This window comes from Shimia sp. R9_2 (genome assembly GCF_017743735.1).
Lineage (GTDB): Bacteria > Pseudomonadota > Alphaproteobacteria > Rhodobacterales > Rhodobacteraceae > Shimia.
Map to the genome: position 1 here is coordinate 62,782 of NZ_JAGHRO010000004.1, position 16,026 is coordinate 78,807.

The following is a 16,026-nucleotide window of genomic DNA, read 5'->3' on the forward strand; positions in this document are numbered from 1 at the left end:
CCCCCCTGGGCCGGGTTCATCCCGGCCCTTTTTTTTATTCTGCTCCATAGCGCCGGTGCAAATCCCAGATCAAACCAAAACTCAAAACAGCTGGTCCGGGAGCTGAAGCAACCCCGCCAGCACGCAACGCTTGCGACACCCAGCTGTTGCAAGTTTGGAAGGCATGATACTGTCCGCTGCCCTCATAAAACGCCCCCACGCCATAAAGACCTGGTCCTAGCTGGTTCGTCGATACCGCTCCGGATTCAACAAAGCGAAGCATTTCGGACAGGGCGTCGGCTGAAATATGTAGAGTTATGTATTCGGAACTGCGAAAAACAATCTCCGGATTTCCCCGCCCTGTCGCGATATGCAAAACGCTTCTACTCGGTACCAACAAGGCCTTTAGGCCAATGGCAAGTGTGACGTCCCGAAATGTTGGGACTTCGAAATAGAACCCCGCATCCCCCCAGCCAAATTCGAACCACTCGGCGTCTGGAAACTGCTTCAACCAATCGACGGAGTTCCTATCTCCCAAGGTCTCAAGCACAGAACGCGGCAATACCAACCCTGTATGATAACCGTGATCGAACACCCAAATGCGTGTACCCTTGTCAGTATCAATCGGATCACCACGTTCAATCGCAACAAAGCGGCTGACCATCCCAACCAACAAAATCAGAACGATGTACCAAACCCACCTCACGATTTAGGCGGGATCGCATAGGTCATATTGGCCCGCGCCACCGGCATCTCTTCCCCCTCGGAATAGATCAGAATGCTTGTCACTGACAGGCTGCGCCCAAGCTTCAAAAGCGTCGCCTTCGCAATCAGGTCTTTGCCAGACGCCGGTTTGCGCATGAAATCCAGCGAACAATTGGTGGTTACCGTCAGCGCCTCTTTGCCAATGCAAGCCATGGTCGCCACATAGGCTGCCACATCGGCCAGCGCGAACATCGACGGCCCCGAAACCGTGCCCCCCGGGCGCAGATGCCGCTCCGCCACCATCAGACGCATCACCGTGTTGGTGCCATCAATATGCTCCACCACAAAATCGTCTTTGACCTGCGGAAAGACCGACTGCAGCCAATCGGTCATTTCTTCTGCACTCATCACTGCTTGCATACTTTTCCTCCCTGCCCTCTGGGGTTACCGTTGCCGCAAACGTCAGGGAGGGCAAGATGACAATTCTGGAACGTCGCGACACGGAAGCGGTGGCACATCTCACGATGAATGCGCCGGATCGGCTGAATGCACTGTCTGACGAAATGCTGGCCGCCCTGCAGGCCGAATTTGAGGCCTTGAGCGGGGACAGCAGCATCCGCGCCGTGATCCTCTCAGGCAGCGGCAAGGCCTTTTGCGCCGGCCATGATCTCAAACAAATGACCGCCGGACGGCAATCTGAGGATGGTGGCAAAGACTATTTCAAGGATCTCTTCACCCGCTGCGCCACCATGATGCAAAGCATTCAGCGCCTGCCCCAGCCGGTGATTGCACAGGTGCATGGCATTGCCACCGCCGCAGGCTGCCAGCTGGTGGCAAGCTGCGATATGGCAGTGGCGGCTGAAGGCACACGCTTTGGCGTCAACGGCGTCAACATCGGCCTCTTCTGCTCCACCCCAATGGTGGCGCTCAGCCGCAATATCCCGCGCAAACAGGCCTTTGAAATGCTCACCACTGGCCAATTCATTGATGCCACACGCGCTGAAACCCTTGGGCTGGTCAACCGTGTTGTGCCGCAAGACCAATTGGCGTCTGCCACCGAAGAGCTTGCCCAAACCGTCGCCGCCAAACTTGGTGTGGCCGTGAAGATCGGCAAACAGGCTTTTTATGAACAACTGCAAATGCCGCTCTCTGAGGCCTACGACTATACCGGTGATGTCATGGTGCAAAATATGCTCTGGCGGGAAACCGAGGCCGGGATAGACGCTTTCCTCAACAAAGAAACGCCCAAATGGGAGCAATAGAGCGCCGCTTGCCCCTTCCCAAAGAGCGCGTCCTCGCCTATGTCCGCCCCCATGACACAGACATTGCATATCATTGGCGGCGGTATGGCCGGCTCCGAGGCTGCGTGGCAAGCGGCGAACATGGGCGTTCAGGTGGTGATCCACGAGATGCGCCCGAAGGTGGAAACCTTTGCCCATCGCACCGGGCATCTGGCAGAGATGGTCTGCTCCAACTCTTTCCGCTCTGACGATGATGAGCAAAACGCTGTGGGCCTCCTGCATTGGGAAATGCGTGCGGCCAACGGCTTGATCATGTCGAAAGCTGATGAGCACCGCCTGCCTGCAGGTGGCGCACTCGCGGTGGACCGTGACCCATTTGCCGAGTCTGTGACAGAGGCGCTGATGGCGCACCCCAATGTCACGGTTGAGTACGGCGAAATCACCGAACTGCCCAGCGATGGCCACTGGATCATCGCCACCGGTCCGCTGACCTCCACGTCGCTTGGCGCGGCCATTCAGGCCGAAACCGGCGCGGACCGTCTGGCGTTCTTTGATGCTATCGCCCCGATTGTCTATGCCGAAAGCATCGACATGGATGTGGCCTGGCTGCAGTCGCGCTATGACAAAGGCGAGACCGAAGAAGAGCGCAAAGCCTACCTCAACTGCCCGATGACCAAAGAGCAATATGAGGCTTTCATCGACGCGCTGCTGGCGGCAGACAAAACCGAATTCCACGAAGGCGAAACCGCTGGATATTTTGACGGCTGCCTGCCGATCGAGGTGATGGCCGAACGTGGCCGCGAGACCCTGCGCTTTGGGCCGATGAAGCCGGTTGGCCTGACCAACATCCACAAACCGGATGATAAGCCCTATGCGGTGGTTCAACTTCGCCGTGATAACGCATTGGGAACGCTCTATAATATCGTCGGATTTCAGACCAAGATGAAGTACGGCGCGCAGACCGATGTGTTCAAAATGATCCCCGGTTTGGAGAACGCCTCCTTTGCGCGCCTTGGCGGCATTCACCGCAACACCTTTATCAATTCGCCCACCCTTCTGGACGATCAGATGCGCCTGAAATCCCGCCCCAACATCCGCTTTGCCGGGCAAGTTACGGGCGTTGAGGGCTATGTGGAAAGCGCAGCCATGGGTCTGCTCGCAGGGCGTCTTGCGGCCGCTGAAATCCTCGGCGCACCGCTGCCAACCGCACCGCTGAACACAGCAATGGGCGCATTGGTGCATCACATCACCGGCGGCGCGGAGGCCAAAACCTTCCAGCCGATGAATGTGAACTTTGGCCTGTTCCAGCCGGTAGATGGCCTCAAAGGGGGGCGCCGCGGTCGCAAGGACCGCTACAAGGCCTACACCGACCGCGCCAAAGCCGACTGGCAGGCATGGCTCGATGCGCAGGCAACGGTAGACGCCTAAATCTCATCATCCTAGGGTGGCGCAAAACCAAAAAGCGGTTCCTCAACGTGACATTCATCACGCGCTTTGCGCCATCTCCCACCGGCCCTTTGCATCTGGGCCATGCCTATTCCGCGCTGCTTGCCCATGACACAGCCCGCGCAAAGGGCGGCCAGTTTTTGCTTCGCATCGACGATCTCGACCAATCCCGCGCCCGCCCCGCGTGGGAAGAGCAGATCTATGAGGATCTGCACTGGCTCGGGATCACCTGGGATGGCCCGGTGCGCAAGCAATCAGACCACTTTGCCGACTACGAGCTGGCGCTGAGCCAATTGCGCGACATGGGGCTGACCTATGAATGCACCTGCACACGGCGAGATATTGAAGCCGCCGCCAGCGCGCCACAGGAAGGTGTGCCGGAGTTCGGCCCGGACGGACGCATCTATCCCGGAACATGCCGCAACGCCCATCACGCCACACAAGATGCCACTTGCACACGGCTTGATATGGAGAAGGCCTGCGCTTTGGCCCTCCCTTTCGCTTTTGAAGAGCAAGGTCCGCTGCACACAGGCACGCATCAGCTCGTCGCCCAAAGGCTGATCAATCACGTGGGGGATGTGGTGCTTGCGCGCCGCAACATGGCCGCCTCCTACCACCTCTCCGTGGTGCTGGATGACGCGGCAACCGATATCAGCCATGTCATTCGCGGCGCGGATCTTTTTGAAGCCACCGCAATCCACGTGCTCCTGCAGGCGCTGTTCAAGCTGCCCACGCCCACTTATCACCACCACGATCTGATCCGCGATGCAGCGGGCAAACGTCTCGCGAAACGCGACGATGCGCGCGCCATCGCCAAGTTCAGAGAAGACGGCGCCTCCCCCGCAGACATCCGCGCCATGGTTGGCCTGCCGCCAGCTTCATTCTGCTAAAAATACTCTCGCCGGAGGCATGAGCTGGAAGCTCATTCATCCATCGGTTTCATCAACTCAACGGTCTGCCCATCCCGCACAGCGGTATAAAAGCATGTGCGACGGTTGGTATGGCACGCCGCCCCAACCTGCTTGATCAGCACAAGGATGCAGTCCTGATCACAGTCATAACGGAAATCAACAAGCTCCTGCGTATGGCCAGAGGTCTCCCCTTTGATCCAGAACGACTGGCGTGACCGGCTCCAATAGGTCACCCGCTTGGTTTCCAACGTCTTGGCCACCGCCTCGGCGTTCATCCAGGCCATCATCAACACTTCACCGCTTTCGCTATCCTGCGCAATCGCCGGGATCAGCCCCGCCTCATTGTAGGTCAGTGATTTTGGATCAAATTCCATACCTTCGTCCCCTTTGCATCCCGTGTTTTCCTCTCTATCTAGGAATGACGCAGCAAAGGAAACAGCGATGTCCGGCGAAACCGACCTGATCAAGCTTTACTCTGGCCAGATCCTGCAATTGGCGGCATCCATTCCGCACACCGACCGGCTTGTTGATCCGCACGCAACCGTCAAAAAGCGCTCGCCCCTCTGCGGCTCCACAGTGACGGTTGATGTGTCGGTCGCCGATGGTGTGATCAGCGCATTTGGCCAGGATGTGAAAGCCTGCGCGCTTGGTCAGGCTGCCGCCTCCGTCGTCGGTGCCAATGTCATCGGCCGCAGCCGCGCAGAGATCGATGCCGCGCGCGATGCACTCAAAGACATGTTGAAACAGGACGGCCCAACACCTCCGGCGCCCTTTGACGGGCTCGAAGTTCTGCGCCCCGCGCGCGACTATAAAAACCGCCACGCCTCCATTCTGCTCGCCCTTGAGGCCACAGCAGAAGCTTTTGAGGCCGCGGAACAAGCCAACTGCGCTTAATTCCCGACCACAGGTGGTACAGGTCAAACCCTGTTTGATCGGACCTTCACTCTATGAAAGGGGGCCAGCCCCCTCGGCCGTCAGCCTCTCCCCCGGGATATTGCGGGCAAGAGGAAGCCGCATTGCCGCTGTGCCTCTTCCGCGCGCTGCCATCCAAACGCCTTGACCTACAGAACAAAAAAACCGCCGCACTTCCGGGGAGAAGGCGGCGGTAAGGCCAAGCGTTATCACGTGGGACCTGAGCCATCTACAAAGGGGGAGGCAGACCCCCAAGAGGACTAGGAACAGGCAGTGTCAGTCAGAACGCATCACGTGGGGACAGATGCGCAGATGGTCAGCGTGAAAGCCGCAGGCAATGAGGTGAGACAGAAACTGCCTCAGTGGCACAGAAAGAGTTCAGTCGATCAAGTCACACAAAACCAGGCACATGCAGCGCAAGCACCAGCATGATCACCAGAGCCACCCCGCCAACAGCATCCTGCAACAGTGTGTCACCTGAATTGCGCACGACCGATTTGATTTGCTGCATCATGGGGCCTCTCCTTCTCCCTAAGTTTTGTTTCCCATTTGTTCTCACGTGGTGCGATTCGAGTAAAGAACTTTTTGAGAACAAAAGAGAACATTAAGAGACCTTCGGGGCTAACCCACTGAAATCAAACGGATCGCCTGATCTTGTTCCATCAGCCACAGGAGAACACGTGCCGCCTGCCCGCGTTCTGTTTCCAAGGTTGGGTCATCATGCAAAAGCTTGCGTGCATCGCTTTGTGCCACCGCCATCAGGCTCGCCTGACTTTCAACATCCGCAATCCGAAAGCGCGGCAAACCGGACTGCGCGGTGCCAATCAGATCGCCAGCTCCGCGCATTTGCAAATCAGTTTCAGCAATCACAAAGCCGTCTTCGCTCTCGCGCAGCACTTTCAGACGCTTCTCCCCGCCTTCGGTCAGCGGCGCCTGATACATCAACAAACAGGTTGAGGCTTGCGAGCCCCGCCCCACACGCCCGCGCAGCTGATGAAGCTGTGCCAGGCCAAAGGCTTCCGCGCGCTCGATCACCATGATCGTGGCGTTGGGCACATCCACGCCCACCTCAATCACGGTTGTTGCCACCAGAACCTGTGTCTCCCCGGCCTGAAACGCCGCCATCGCCGCGTCTTTCCCCTCTGGGGGCATCTGGCCATGCACAAGCCCAACAACACCTTCGCCAAGCGCGGCCCTGAGCGCTTTGAAACGTGCATCTGCGGCGGTGTAATCGACCCGCTCGCTTTCCTCGACCAGCGGGCACACCCAATAGGCCTGCTTGCCCTCCGCCACCGCTTTTTGCAGATGCCCCACAACCTCATCCATGCGGGTGGTCGGGATCAAAGCGGTGGTGATTGGCTGACGTCCGGGTGGCTTTTCATCCAGCACCGACACATCCATGTCGCCATACTGCGCAAGCGCCAGACTGCGCGGGATCGGCGTGGCCGTCATCACCAACACATCGGCACCGGCACCCTTTTTGCCCAGCTCCAGCCGCTGGCGCACACCAAAGCGGTGTTGCTCGTCAATAATGGCCAGCCGCAGATCTTCAAAATGAACGTCCTGCTGGAAAACCGCATGGGTGCCGACCAGAATGTGAATGTCCCCCCGCGCCAGCGCCTCCAGCTTGGCTTTGCGCTCTTTGCCTTTGTCGCGCCCGGTGAGGATCTCCAACACCACGCCAGCGCTTTCCGCCATTGGCCGCAAGCCCTCCATATGCTGACGTGCCAAAATCTCGGTTGGGGCCATCATCACGCCCTGCCCGCCCGCCTCCACAGCGATCAGCAATGCCATAAAGGCCACCAGCGTTTTGCCCGCGCCGACATCGCCTTGTAGCAGGCGATTCATGCGGCTTGACTCTGCCATATCGCGCGCAATTGCCTCGATGGCCCGCTCCTGCGCCCCTGTGGGCTTGTACGGCAGCGCCGCGCGTACCTTCGCCTGCAACACAGTGGTTTGCTGCGAAATCACGCCTTTGGCTTTCTGCAACTGGCTCCGCGCCAGCGCCAACGTGATCTGATGCGCCAGAAACTCATCATAGGCCAGCCGCTCCCGCGCCGGATGGTTGGGGGACACCTGCTCCATCGCTTCCGGGTGGTGCACCAGCGCCATGGCTTCAGACCACGACGGCCATTTCGCCTGATCCTTTTGGGAAGGATCAATCCACTCCGCAAAGTCCGGCGCTTTGGACAAAGCAGATCGCACAGCCTTCACCATGGTCTTTTGCGACACCCCGTGGGTCAGCGGATAGACAGGCTCAAAGGCGGGAATATCTTCGGCTTCATTTGGCGCAACCACATACTCCGGGTGCACCATCTGGGCCACGCCATCAAACAGCTCAACCTTGCCGGACACGACACGCCGCGCGCCTTCGGGCAGGATTTTCTGCAAATAATCTGTGCGCGCATGAAAGAACACGATCTGAAATGAGGTCATCGCGTCCTGCACCGTGATGCGATACGCACCGCCCCGATTGCGCGGCGGGCGATGCGCGCCCACCAGCACCTGCACGGTCACGACACCGGGCAGCTCCGCCTCATTCACCGAAAGCTTCTGCGCACGGTCAATCCCCGCATAGGGCAGCAGAAACAGCAGATCCCGCGGTTTGGTGACATCAATTTGGCCCAGATGCTGCGCCGTTTTGGGCCCAACACCGTCCAGTTTTGTCAGATCCGCGAAAAGCGGAAACAGGCTTTCCGGCCGTCCGCTCATAGGCCCTCGATCATCGCCAGCCAGCCATCTTCGTCGATGGTTTCAATGCCCAGCTCCTGCGCTTTGGCCGCTTTGCTGCCTGCCCCCGGCCCCGCCACAAGCAGGTCGGTTTTCTTGGAAACAGACCCGGACACTTTCGCCCCAAGACTTTCCGCACGCGCCTTGGCTTCTGCCCGTGTCATCTTCTCAAGCGAGCCGGTAAACACCACGGTTTTGCCAGCCACCGGGCTTTCCTGAGACGGCGCTTCAGGTGGGATGATGTCCAGCTCATCCATCAACCGGTCAATGGCCGCGCGTTCTTCGGCGTTGGCAAAAGCATCCGTGAGCGACAGCCCCACAGCGACGCCAATACCATCAATTCCGGTCAAATCAGCCCAGACCGCCTTTGCGCCCGCAGGCACCTTGCACTCTGCAATCACCGCATCCCGGCTTTCCTTGACACGTGCGCGTCGACCTTCGCGCTGCGCTGCGATCCGCTCGGCCTCTTCCGCCTGATCTGCCGCCCGATGAGCAAGCGCGGCTGGTCGCGCCGCTTCTGCCGCATGCACGAGCTTGTCCCAACTCATGAAATGCAGCGCCAGATCTTTGGCTGCGCTCTCGCCAACATGGCGAATGCCAAGGCTGAACAGCGCCCGCGCAAAGGCGATCTTGCGCTTATCGTTGATGGCCGCAAACAGATTGGCCGCGCTCTGATCGCCCCAGCCTTTCCGGTTTTTGAGCTTGTTCAGATTGTCCGCATCCCGACGTTCCAACGTGAAAATCTGAGCTGGTTCGCGGATGGGCAGATCCGGATCGTCAAAGAACATCTCGATCTGCTTTGCGCCCAGCCCTTCGATATCAAAGGCTTTGCGAGCTACGAAATGACGCAACTTTTCAATGGCTTGCGCGGCACAAATCATCCCGCCAGTGCAATAGCGCACCGCGTCGCCTTCTTCACGCACCGCGGGGGAGCCACACACCGGACAACTTTCGGGGTACGCATAACGCTCAGCATCACCTTTGCGCTTGCTCAGGTCCACATCCGCCACTTTGGGGATCACATCCCCCGCGCGGTAAACCTGCACCCAGTCGCCTTCGCGGATATCTTTGCCACCGCGGATCTCAGCACCTTTGCTGTCCCGCCCAGCGATGTAGTCTTCATTGTGCAGCGTTGCGTTGGAGACCACCACGCCGCCCACCGCCACCGGTGCAAGACGCGCCACCGGGCTCAGCGCCCCGGTGCGGCCCACCTGAATGTCGATGGCCTCAAGCCAGGTCCAGGCCAGCTCTGCCGGAAACTTGTGCGCCACCGCCCACCGTGGAGTGGTTGAGCGAAAGCCCAGCCGCGCCTGCAGGGCCAGCTCGTCGACCTTGTAAACCACGCCGTCGATGTCATAGCCAAGATCCGCGCGGCCTTCCTCGATCTTGTGGTAATGCGCGATCATCTCATCGGCATTTGCACAGAGTGCCGTCAGATCATTGATCACGAACCCAAAGGACTGAAGCCGTTTGATGGCCTCCATCTGCGTCTCTGCCAGTGGCTCAGACAGCTCTCCCCAGGCGTAGGCAAAGAACTTCAGGGGGCGCTCGCGGGTGACGTTGGCATCCAGCTGTCGCAAGCTGCCCGCCGCCGCGTTGCGCGGGTTGGCAAACACGGTCAACGCGCGCTTTCCGGCCTCTGCCCGTTTCTCGTTCTCTGCCGTGATCCGCGCATTCAAGGCCGCGAAATCCGCATGGCTCATATAAACTTCGCCGCGCACCTCCAGCACATCCGGCGCGCCTGCGATCTCATGGGGAATATCGGCAATGGTCTTGGCATTCTCAGTGACATTCTCCCCCGTCGCGCCATCGCCACGGGTCGCCGCATAGACCAGCTTGCCCTGCTCATAGCGCAACGACAGGCTCAATCCGTCGATCTTGGGTTCTGCTGTAAACGCCAGCGATCCTGTGCCCTGCCCCAGATACTTGCCGATGCGGTCGACAAAATCCTGAACATCCTGATCCTCAAACGCATTGCCAAGGCTCAGCATCGGCACCGCATGGGTGATCTTGCCAAAACCTTCGGCTGGTGCCGCCCCCACCTGCTCAGAGGGGCTGTCTACTCGTTTGAGATCGGGGAAACGCGCCTCAATCTCCTGATTGCGCCGCTTCAGCCGGTCATATTCCGCATCCGAAAGCTTTGGCGCATCGGCGCCGTGATAGTCGCGATTCGCCTGAGCCAGCAACGCGGAAAGGCGCCCGAGTTCCTCGCGCGCCTGCTCCATAGTCAATTCTGCAATGGCGATCTCTTTGGCCACGTGCGTCTCCCTATCATACCCTCCCAAGTGATAGGGCTGAGACGCGGCGAGGTCCAGTAGATCCCGGCGCTTATCAGGCGCGCATTGCCACCGGATCGTCGGTTGCCGATACTGGCTCAGGATCGCGCAGCACATAGCCACGGCCCCAGACTGTCTCGATATAGTTCTCACCGCCAGTTGCTTCGCTGAGTTTCTTGCGCAACTTACAGATGAAGACGTCGATGATTTTCAGTTCCGGCTCGTCCATGCCGCCGTAAAGATGGTTCAGGAACATCTCTTTGGTTAGCGTGGTGCCCTTGCGCAGGCTCAGAAGCTCCAGCATCTGATACTCTTTGCCGGTCAGGTGAACAGTTTTGCCTTCAACTTCAACGGTTTTGGCATCCAGATTCACAGAGATGCGGCCGGTTTTGATCACGGACTGAGAGTGGCCTTTGGAGCGGCGAATGATCGCGTGAATGCGCGCCACCAGCTCTTCGCGATGGAACGGTTTGGTCAGGTAGTCATCTGCGCCGTAACCAAAGCCCTTCAGCTTGCTTTCGGTGTCATCTGCGCCGGACAGAATCAGGATCGGCGTGTCGATGCGCGATGTGCGCAGCTGACGCAGCACTTCGTGGCCTGTCATGTCTGGCAGGCCAAGATCCAGCAGGATCAGGTCGTAGTCATAGAGCTTTGCCAGGTCGATGCCCTCTTCGCCAAGATCTGTGGCATAGACATTCAGGTTGGCGTGGGTCAGCATCATTTCGATGCTTTTAGATGTGGTGGGATCGTCTTCGACCAGCAGCACTCTCATTTGGACTTCCTTACAACTGGGAGGGTTTATGCGTTAACATTAACCTTAATGGTTAAAGGTTAACGAGCCGTTACCAATTTAGGAAGGTTAAGAGGCAAAATCAGTTCTGTCTAAATTTCTGCACCGCTGTCGCTTTCAAAGCCTCCTGTCCATGGGTCGACACAGCGGTCACCCATTCGTTGAACTCATCATCACTTAATCCATAGGTTTCAAGCGCTTCGCGCTTTGTGATCAACCCATAGGCCACGCCGCGCACAACCGCGGCTTTGCGTGATGCCACCCAGCGTTTGGTGTTGGCCGGTGGCAAATCGGCCCGCGTCATCACCTGCCCGTCTGACAGGGTAACACATCTTGGCCCCTCAACTTTTTTCAAAAACATTGCGTCCATCTCCTCGCGTGAGGAAAATTTTCTCCGAGTGGACTTAACGAGGCCCTAAAGCGCCCCTTGAGAGTATCTAAGATTTTCCTATATTCTCGTCGACTTCTGACCGGAGAGACTCACCATGGCGCTTCACAGCGACACACCCCTTAATTCATTGGGTTTTGCGAAGCCCCCTTCTGAAACCCGCGTGGTCGTTGCCATGTCCGGCGGGGTGGATAGCTCCGTTGTCGCAGCCCAATTGGCAGACGAAGGCTACGATGTGGTGGGTGTCACCCTGCAACTTTATGACCATGGCGCGGCTTTGGCGAAGAATGGTGCGTGCTGTGCGGGAATCGATATTCACGATGCGCGCCGCGTCGCCGAGGAAAAAGGCTTCCCGCATTATGTCCTGGATTACGAGAATATCTTCCAAGACGCGGTGATTGACGAATTTGCCGACAGCTACCTCGCAGGCGCCACTCCGGTGCCCTGTATCCGCTGCAATGAGCGGGTGAAATTCAAGGATCTTCTGGAGACTGCCAAGGATCTGGATGCGGATTGCATGGCCACGGGCCACTACATCCAGCGCAAAATGGGCAGCAAAGGTGCAGAGCTGCATTCCGCCGAAGACGCCCGCCGCGATCAGAGCTATTTCCTGTTCTCCACCACGCCGGAGCAGCTCGACTACCTGCGCTTCCCGCTGGGCCATCTGCCAAACAAAGACGCAACGCGCGCGCTGGCGGCAGAGTACGGCCTCTCGGTGGCCGACAAGCCCGACAGTCAGGACATTTGCTTTGTGCCCAATGGCGACTATGCCAGCGTGATTGAAAAACTGCGCCCCGGCGCGGCGGACGCAGGCGAAATCGTGGATCACGAAGGCAATGTGCGCGGCACCCACAATGGCGTCATTCACTACACCATCGGGCAGCGTCGCGGTCTTGGCATCGGCGGGCTCACTGAGCCGCTTTATGTGGTGAAACTGGACGTTGAGAAGAAGCAGGTAGTGGTCGGCCCCAAAGAGATGCTGGCCACCCGCATCATTCCTGTGCGCGAGATCAACTGGCTTGGTGACGAACCTTTTGACTCCAAACCGGAATGGCATGTGGCCGTTAAAGTCCGCTCCACACGCCCGCCGCGCGATGCCATCATCCGGCCCACCGGGCCCACCACAGCAGAGGTGGAATTGCTGACACCGGAAGAAGGCGTTTCCCCCGGTCAGGCCTGCGTCTTTTATGACAATGAAAGCTCGCGCATCTTTGGCGGCGGCTGGATCTGGCGCGGCTACTAAGCCGCCAAGCTTTCTGCGGAACCTCTGTTAGGTCACCTGCCCGCTCTAAATTGCGTCGGTCGCTGTGTTCAAAACAACATAGAGGCCGACGGCAATCATCACATAAGGCGCAAAGCGTTCGAGCTTTTGCACACTGGCGATCCGGTCTGGAGCGATACCTGCGCTGGCGGCACCGATGGCCGCAACCACAAGCGCTGAAATCAGCGCGCCTCCCAAAACCGGAGCTGAATAGACAGCACGGGAGTCCGCAAGCAGCGGCGTGAACACCGCAAAAGTGTCAAACGACAGGCTCAGAAACAGCACTGTCAACGCCACAGTGTTTGCCCTCACCTCTGGCGCTTGCCCCTCGGCGTCGGACGCGCTGCGATGCTGCCAGATTCCCCAGAGGCCAAGCCCGATTGGCACCAGCCCCAGATAGCCCACGGGCAGCGGCAGTTCTGTGTCCATATGTTCAGCAACCAGAAACGCAATTGCGAGCACAAGCACTTGCGCCAGCATATAGCCCGCAATTACTTGAAACCGCGCCATCGTCAGGATCAGTCCAAGCATCACCACCAGATTGTCGAGATTGGTCGCCAGATGGGTCAGGCAAGAAGAAACCGCCAGCGCGACGGTCTCCATCATGCGCCCAGGCCGTCCAACACAGCGCGCGCGGCGCGCAGCCCCGGCGCTTCATGCCCTTTTCCGAGACGCTCCATGGTCAACGCCATGGCCGCCTGTTGTGCCTCAGGGTTATCCAATATGCGCAAAAGGGCCGGCGCAATGTCTTCCGGCTGAAACGCCGGGCCAAGGAACTCTTCCACCGTGCGTGTTTCTGACACCAGATTAACCAACGTCACCGTATCAATCAGCGCCATGCGGCTCATGATTTGCCAGCTTAGCCAGCTCATGTCGTAGGCCACAACCATCGGCGTCGCGCTTGCCGCCAGCTCCAGCGATACAGTGCCTGAGGCCGCCAATGCCACATCCGCGGCGGCAAAAGCCGCGCGTTTCTGCGCAAGCCCTTCCTCTGGCCCCATCAGGTTGGGATCCAGCACGATCGGCGCATGCGGCCACCCGGCCACCGCCTCTTTCACCGCATCCGCCACTGGCGCAGCCGCAGGCACAACCACCCGCAAATCTGGCTTTTTCTGCTTTAGCCGTGCAACCACTTCGCCAAACGCAGGCGTCAGCCGTCCAACTTCGCCCCGACGCGATCCCGGCAACGCCACCAACAGGGGCGCATCATCAATGCGATGCTGCGCCCGAAAGGCGGCAACCTCTTCAGCGCTCGCAACAGGCTCTGTGACCACCGGATGCCCAACAAAATCACACCGCAGCCCCACAGCTTCCATATAGGGCGGCTCAAACGGCAAAAGCGCGAGCACATGATCAACGGACCGCGCCATTTTCTGCGCGCGCTTTGGGCGCCAGGCCCAGACCGACGGCGCCACATAATGCACACAACGGATGGTGCTGACGGCTTTGACTTCGCGTGCCACACGCAGGCAGAAATCCGGGCTGTCAATCGTGATCAGAACATCCGGCTGCCAGTCGAGCACCGCTTTCGCCGTTTGGTGCATCCTTTTTACGAGGTGGCGGTATTTGGGCAGCACCTCTGCAATGCCCATCACGCTCAACTCATCCATGGGAAACAGGCTCTCAAGCCCCTGCGCGCCCATCAAAGGCCCGCCAACACCCGCAAATTCGACATTGGGCATCAACTGCCGCATGCCCTCCATCAAGGCCCCGCCCAACCGGTCGCCCGACAGTTCTCCAGCGACCAGAAACACCTTCATCAGAGCGTCCGCCCCATTAGAAACAACCCGCTGTCTTTTAGCGCTGCGAGGGTTTCGGCGCGATCAATGATCATCACCTTGCCTGCCTCCACAACGATACCTTCCACACCGGCTGCCGCCGCCGCGGCAATTGTGCCCGGCCCAATGGCGGGCATGTCCACACGCAGATCCTGCCCGCGTTTTGGTGCCTTCACAAACACGCCTTTGCCTCGGCGCAAATGCTGCGGAGTTTCGCTGACAAAGCGCAACAAAGCGTCTGTACCCTGCAACGTCTCAATCCCCAGACACAGACCGGCCGCCACAACAGCACCCTGCCCCACATCCAGCGGTGAAAGCGCCGACAGAATATCATAGGCGCGATCCGCATCGGCCAGCGACTGCGTTGAGGGCGCTACCCCGGCAACCAGCCCGTCTTCGATGCACAGTTCCGGCAGCAATGTATGCGCCCCAACAACTTCAAATCCCTGCTCTTCAAAAACCGCAATGATCAGCCGCAAAATCGCATCGTCCCCGCCCTGCAACGCAGGCAGCAAACGCGGCGCAATAGCCATCATACCGGCATCGAACCGTGTCGGATCAAGCGCAGGCCGGCCAAGGCCGCCTGCCATCACCAGCTGGGTCACACCGGCGTCATGCAGCGCAGCAAACAGCCCGCCCATTTCCTCAAACCGGTGGGTGTGTACCTGCCCGGTCATGGCGTGCTCGACACCCTCAAAGACCACACAATAGGCCTCAGGGTTGGCAGCCGCCAATGCAAGCGGCAGATTGCCCCCGCCACATAGGATCGCCAGTTTGCTCATTTCAGCCTCGCCGGAAGTTAGGGCTTACCGTGGTGTCAGGAAGGAGCGATCGGTCTCGCCCAGCGCAAAGGCCACAATTTCCTGCACATAGTTGCTGTCAGATTCGTCCCCCAGACGTCTCGCACGCTCAAGAAAAGCACCCTCACCCTGCGCAAGCATCTGAAAGGCCGCACGCAGCGCCGTGATGTCCGCGCGCGCTACACCACGACGCTTCAGCCCGACAAGGTTCAACCCGTCGAGCTCGCCACGCGGGCCTTGTACAAGACCGTATGGGATCACATCATTGGTCACCATTGTGACCGCGCCAATGATCGCGCCACGTCCAATGCGCACCCATTGATGGATGCCACACAGACCGCCGATGATCACGTCATCTTCGATGATACAGTGGCCTGCCACAGCGGCAGAATTCACCACGATCACACGATCGCCGATCTGCGCGTCATGTGCGATGTGACAGCCAGCCATGAACAAGCCGTCATCGCCCACGCGGGTCACGCCGCCACCGCCTTCGGTGCCGCTGTTCATCGTGACATGCTCACGGATGCGGTTGCGCTCACCGATGATCAGTTTGCTGGCCTCGCCATCAAATTTCAGGTCCTGTGGCACTTCGCCAATCACCGAAAAGCTGAAAACCTCAGTTTCCGCGCCGATCTCTGTGTTGCCGGTCACCACCACATGGCTTTTCAGCACCACACCTTTGTGCAGCACGACATTTGGGCCCACCACGCAGAACGGACCAACAACACAGCCCTCCGCGATGCGCGCACCTTCTTCAATGACCGCAGATGCGTGGATCTGAGCGGTTTCAGAAATTCCCATGAGGC

Annotated in this window: 17 protein-coding genes; 5 read left to right on the top strand and 12 right to left on the bottom strand. The window is 59.0% G+C overall.

Features of this window, described 5'->3' with window-relative positions; translation table 11 throughout:
* Positions 1 to 34: 34 nt before the first annotated feature.
* Positions 35 to 643: a DUF2459 domain-containing protein gene (locus J7400_RS11230; protein ID WP_209063184.1), complete on the bottom strand. Its 609-nt coding sequence runs from the start codon at positions 641 to 643 to the stop codon at positions 35 to 37.
* A 38-nt stretch (positions 644 to 681) separates the two neighbouring features.
* Positions 682 to 1,104, bottom strand: a complete 423-nt coding sequence (locus J7400_RS11235; RefSeq protein WP_209063186.1) for a PaaI family thioesterase — start codon at positions 1,102 to 1,104, stop codon at positions 682 to 684.
* A 56-nt stretch (positions 1,105 to 1,160) separates the two neighbouring features.
* On the opposite strand from J7400_RS11235, the gene J7400_RS11240 reads away from it, so the two are divergent.
* From J7400_RS11240 to gluQRS, 3 genes are read left to right on the top strand one after another with little or no spacing between them, the layout of a single operon-like run.
* A complete protein-coding gene (locus J7400_RS11240) occupies positions 1,161 to 1,946 on the top strand; it encodes an enoyl-CoA hydratase (RefSeq protein WP_209063188.1) in 786 nt (261 codons plus the stop codon).
* A 51-nt stretch (positions 1,947 to 1,997) separates the two neighbouring features.
* A complete protein-coding gene (gene trmFO, locus J7400_RS11245) occupies positions 1,998 to 3,353 on the top strand; it encodes a methylenetetrahydrofolate--tRNA-(uracil(54)-C(5))-methyltransferase (FADH(2)-oxidizing) TrmFO (RefSeq protein WP_209063190.1) in 1,356 nt (451 codons plus the stop codon).
* Positions 3,354 to 3,400: 47 nt separating this feature from the next.
* Complete coding sequence (gene gluQRS / locus J7400_RS11250; RefSeq protein WP_209063192.1) at positions 3,401 to 4,261, top strand: tRNA glutamyl-Q(34) synthetase GluQRS; 861 nt, start codon at positions 3,401 to 3,403, stop codon at positions 4,259 to 4,261.
* Positions 4,262 to 4,293: 32 nt separating this feature from the next.
* Here the strand turns inward: gluQRS and hisI are convergent, their stop codons facing one another.
* A complete protein-coding gene (hisI, locus tag J7400_RS11255; protein ID WP_209063195.1) occupies positions 4,294 to 4,656 on the bottom strand; it encodes a phosphoribosyl-AMP cyclohydrolase in 363 nt (120 codons plus the stop codon).
* Between the two features lie 67 nt (positions 4,657 to 4,723).
* Here hisI and J7400_RS11260 point away from each other — a divergent pair, with 67 nt between their 5' ends.
* Positions 4,724 to 5,176, top strand: coding sequence for an iron-sulfur cluster assembly scaffold protein (locus tag J7400_RS11260; protein WP_209063197.1), 453 nt, complete (start codon positions 4,724 to 4,726; stop codon positions 5,174 to 5,176).
* 409 nt (positions 5,177 to 5,585) lie between these two features.
* Here J7400_RS11260 and J7400_RS21330 read toward each other — a convergent pair whose 3' ends face one another.
* The 5 genes from J7400_RS21330 to J7400_RS11280 form a co-directional block, all read right to left on the bottom strand.
* Complete coding sequence (locus J7400_RS21330) at positions 5,586 to 5,708, bottom strand: hypothetical protein (RefSeq protein ID WP_271308124.1); 123 nt, start codon at positions 5,706 to 5,708, stop codon at positions 5,586 to 5,588.
* A gap of 107 nt (positions 5,709 to 5,815) precedes the next feature.
* Positions 5,816 to 7,906, bottom strand: coding sequence for an ATP-dependent DNA helicase RecG (recG, locus tag J7400_RS11265; protein ID WP_209063199.1), 2,091 nt, complete (start codon positions 7,904 to 7,906; stop codon positions 5,816 to 5,818).
* Positions 7,903 to 10,149 (bottom strand): NAD-dependent DNA ligase LigA, encoded by a 2,247-nt coding sequence (ligA, locus tag J7400_RS11270; protein WP_247738783.1) that lies wholly within the window; start codon positions 10,147 to 10,149, stop codon positions 7,903 to 7,905. Before ligA ends, recG begins: the two co-directional genes overlap by 4 nt.
* Before the next feature lie 106 nt (positions 10,150 to 10,255).
* Positions 10,256 to 10,972, bottom strand: a complete 717-nt coding sequence (locus tag J7400_RS11275) for a response regulator transcription factor CtrA (RefSeq protein WP_209063203.1) — start codon at positions 10,970 to 10,972, stop codon at positions 10,256 to 10,258.
* Between the two features lie 100 nt (positions 10,973 to 11,072).
* Complete coding sequence (locus tag J7400_RS11280; protein WP_209063205.1) at positions 11,073 to 11,351, bottom strand: DUF1153 domain-containing protein; 279 nt, start codon at positions 11,349 to 11,351, stop codon at positions 11,073 to 11,075.
* A gap of 124 nt (positions 11,352 to 11,475) precedes the next feature.
* Here J7400_RS11280 and mnmA point away from each other — a divergent pair, with 124 nt between their 5' ends.
* A complete protein-coding gene (gene mnmA, locus J7400_RS11285; protein WP_209063207.1) occupies positions 11,476 to 12,621 on the top strand; it encodes a tRNA 2-thiouridine(34) synthase MnmA in 1,146 nt (381 codons plus the stop codon).
* 45 nt (positions 12,622 to 12,666) lie between these two features.
* Here the strand turns inward: mnmA and J7400_RS11290 are convergent, their stop codons facing one another.
* Genes J7400_RS11290 through lpxA form a run of 4 tightly spaced genes read right to left on the bottom strand, consistent with a single transcriptional unit; the run spans position 12,667 to position 16,021 of the window.
* The gene (locus tag J7400_RS11290) at positions 12,667 to 13,245 is read right to left on the bottom strand and encodes a cadmium resistance transporter (RefSeq protein WP_209063209.1); all 579 of its coding nucleotides are present in this window, start codon (positions 13,243 to 13,245) and stop codon (positions 12,667 to 12,669) included.
* Positions 13,242 to 14,399, bottom strand: a complete 1,158-nt coding sequence (gene lpxB, locus J7400_RS11295; protein ID WP_209063211.1) for a lipid-A-disaccharide synthase — start codon at positions 14,397 to 14,399, stop codon at positions 13,242 to 13,244. The genes J7400_RS11290 and lpxB overlap by 4 nt, the downstream gene beginning before the upstream one ends.
* Positions 14,399 to 15,199: a UDP-2,3-diacylglucosamine diphosphatase LpxI gene (lpxI, locus tag J7400_RS11300; protein ID WP_209063213.1), complete on the bottom strand. Its 801-nt coding sequence runs from the start codon at positions 15,197 to 15,199 to the stop codon at positions 14,399 to 14,401. The genes lpxB and lpxI overlap by 1 nt, the downstream gene beginning before the upstream one ends.
* Positions 15,200 to 15,223: 24 nt before the next feature.
* Positions 15,224 to 16,021: an acyl-ACP--UDP-N-acetylglucosamine O-acyltransferase gene (gene lpxA / locus J7400_RS11305; protein ID WP_209063216.1), complete on the bottom strand. Its 798-nt coding sequence runs from the start codon at positions 16,019 to 16,021 to the stop codon at positions 15,224 to 15,226.
* Positions 16,022 to 16,026: the final 5 nt, after the last annotated feature.

What these genes read in the sequence shown, in the direction of transcription:
- J7400_RS11230 (WP_209063184.1), bottom strand. Translation starts at nt 643, where the DNA reads ATGGTCAGCCGCTTTGTTGCGATTGAACGTGGTGATCCGATTGATACT.
- J7400_RS11235 (WP_209063186.1), bottom strand. Translation starts at nt 1,104, where the DNA reads ATGCAAGCAGTGATGAGTGCAGAAGAAATGACCGATTGGCTGCAGTCG.
- J7400_RS11240 (WP_209063188.1), top strand. Translation starts at nt 1,161, where the DNA reads ATGACAATTCTGGAACGTCGCGACACGGAAGCGGTGGCACATCTCACG.
- trmFO (WP_209063190.1), top strand. Translation starts at nt 1,998, where the DNA reads ATGACACAGACATTGCATATCATTGGCGGCGGTATGGCCGGCTCCGAG.
- hisI (WP_209063195.1), bottom strand. Translation starts at nt 4,656, where the DNA reads ATGGAATTTGATCCAAAATCACTGACCTACAATGAGGCGGGGCTGATC.
- J7400_RS11260 (WP_209063197.1), top strand. Translation starts at nt 4,724, where the DNA reads ATGTCCGGCGAAACCGACCTGATCAAGCTTTACTCTGGCCAGATCCTG.
- J7400_RS21330 (WP_271308124.1), bottom strand. Translation starts at nt 5,708, where the DNA reads ATGATGCAGCAAATCAAATCGGTCGTGCGCAATTCAGGTGACACACTG.
- recG (WP_209063199.1), bottom strand. Translation starts at nt 7,906, where the DNA reads ATGAGCGGACGGCCGGAAAGCCTGTTTCCGCTTTTCGCGGATCTGACA.
- ligA (WP_247738783.1), bottom strand. Translation starts at nt 10,149, where the DNA reads ATGGAGCAGGCGCGCGAGGAACTCGGGCGCCTTTCCGCGTTGCTGGCT.
- J7400_RS11275 (WP_209063203.1), bottom strand. Translation starts at nt 10,972, where the DNA reads ATGAGAGTGCTGCTGGTCGAAGACGATCCCACCACATCTAAAAGCATC.
- J7400_RS11280 (WP_209063205.1), bottom strand. Translation starts at nt 11,351, where the DNA reads ATGTTTTTGAAAAAAGTTGAGGGGCCAAGATGTGTTACCCTGTCAGAC.
- mnmA (WP_209063207.1), top strand. Translation starts at nt 11,476, where the DNA reads ATGGCGCTTCACAGCGACACACCCCTTAATTCATTGGGTTTTGCGAAG.
- J7400_RS11290 (WP_209063209.1), bottom strand. Translation starts at nt 13,245, where the DNA reads ATGATGGAGACCGTCGCGCTGGCGGTTTCTTCTTGCCTGACCCATCTG.
- lpxB (WP_209063211.1), bottom strand. Translation starts at nt 14,399, where the DNA reads ATGAAGGTGTTTCTGGTCGCTGGAGAACTGTCGGGCGACCGGTTGGGC.
- lpxI (WP_209063213.1), bottom strand. Translation starts at nt 15,199, where the DNA reads ATGAGCAAACTGGCGATCCTATGTGGCGGGGGCAATCTGCCGCTTGCA.
- lpxA (WP_209063216.1), bottom strand. Translation starts at nt 16,021, where the DNA reads ATGGGAATTTCTGAAACCGCTCAGATCCACGCATCTGCGGTCATTGAA.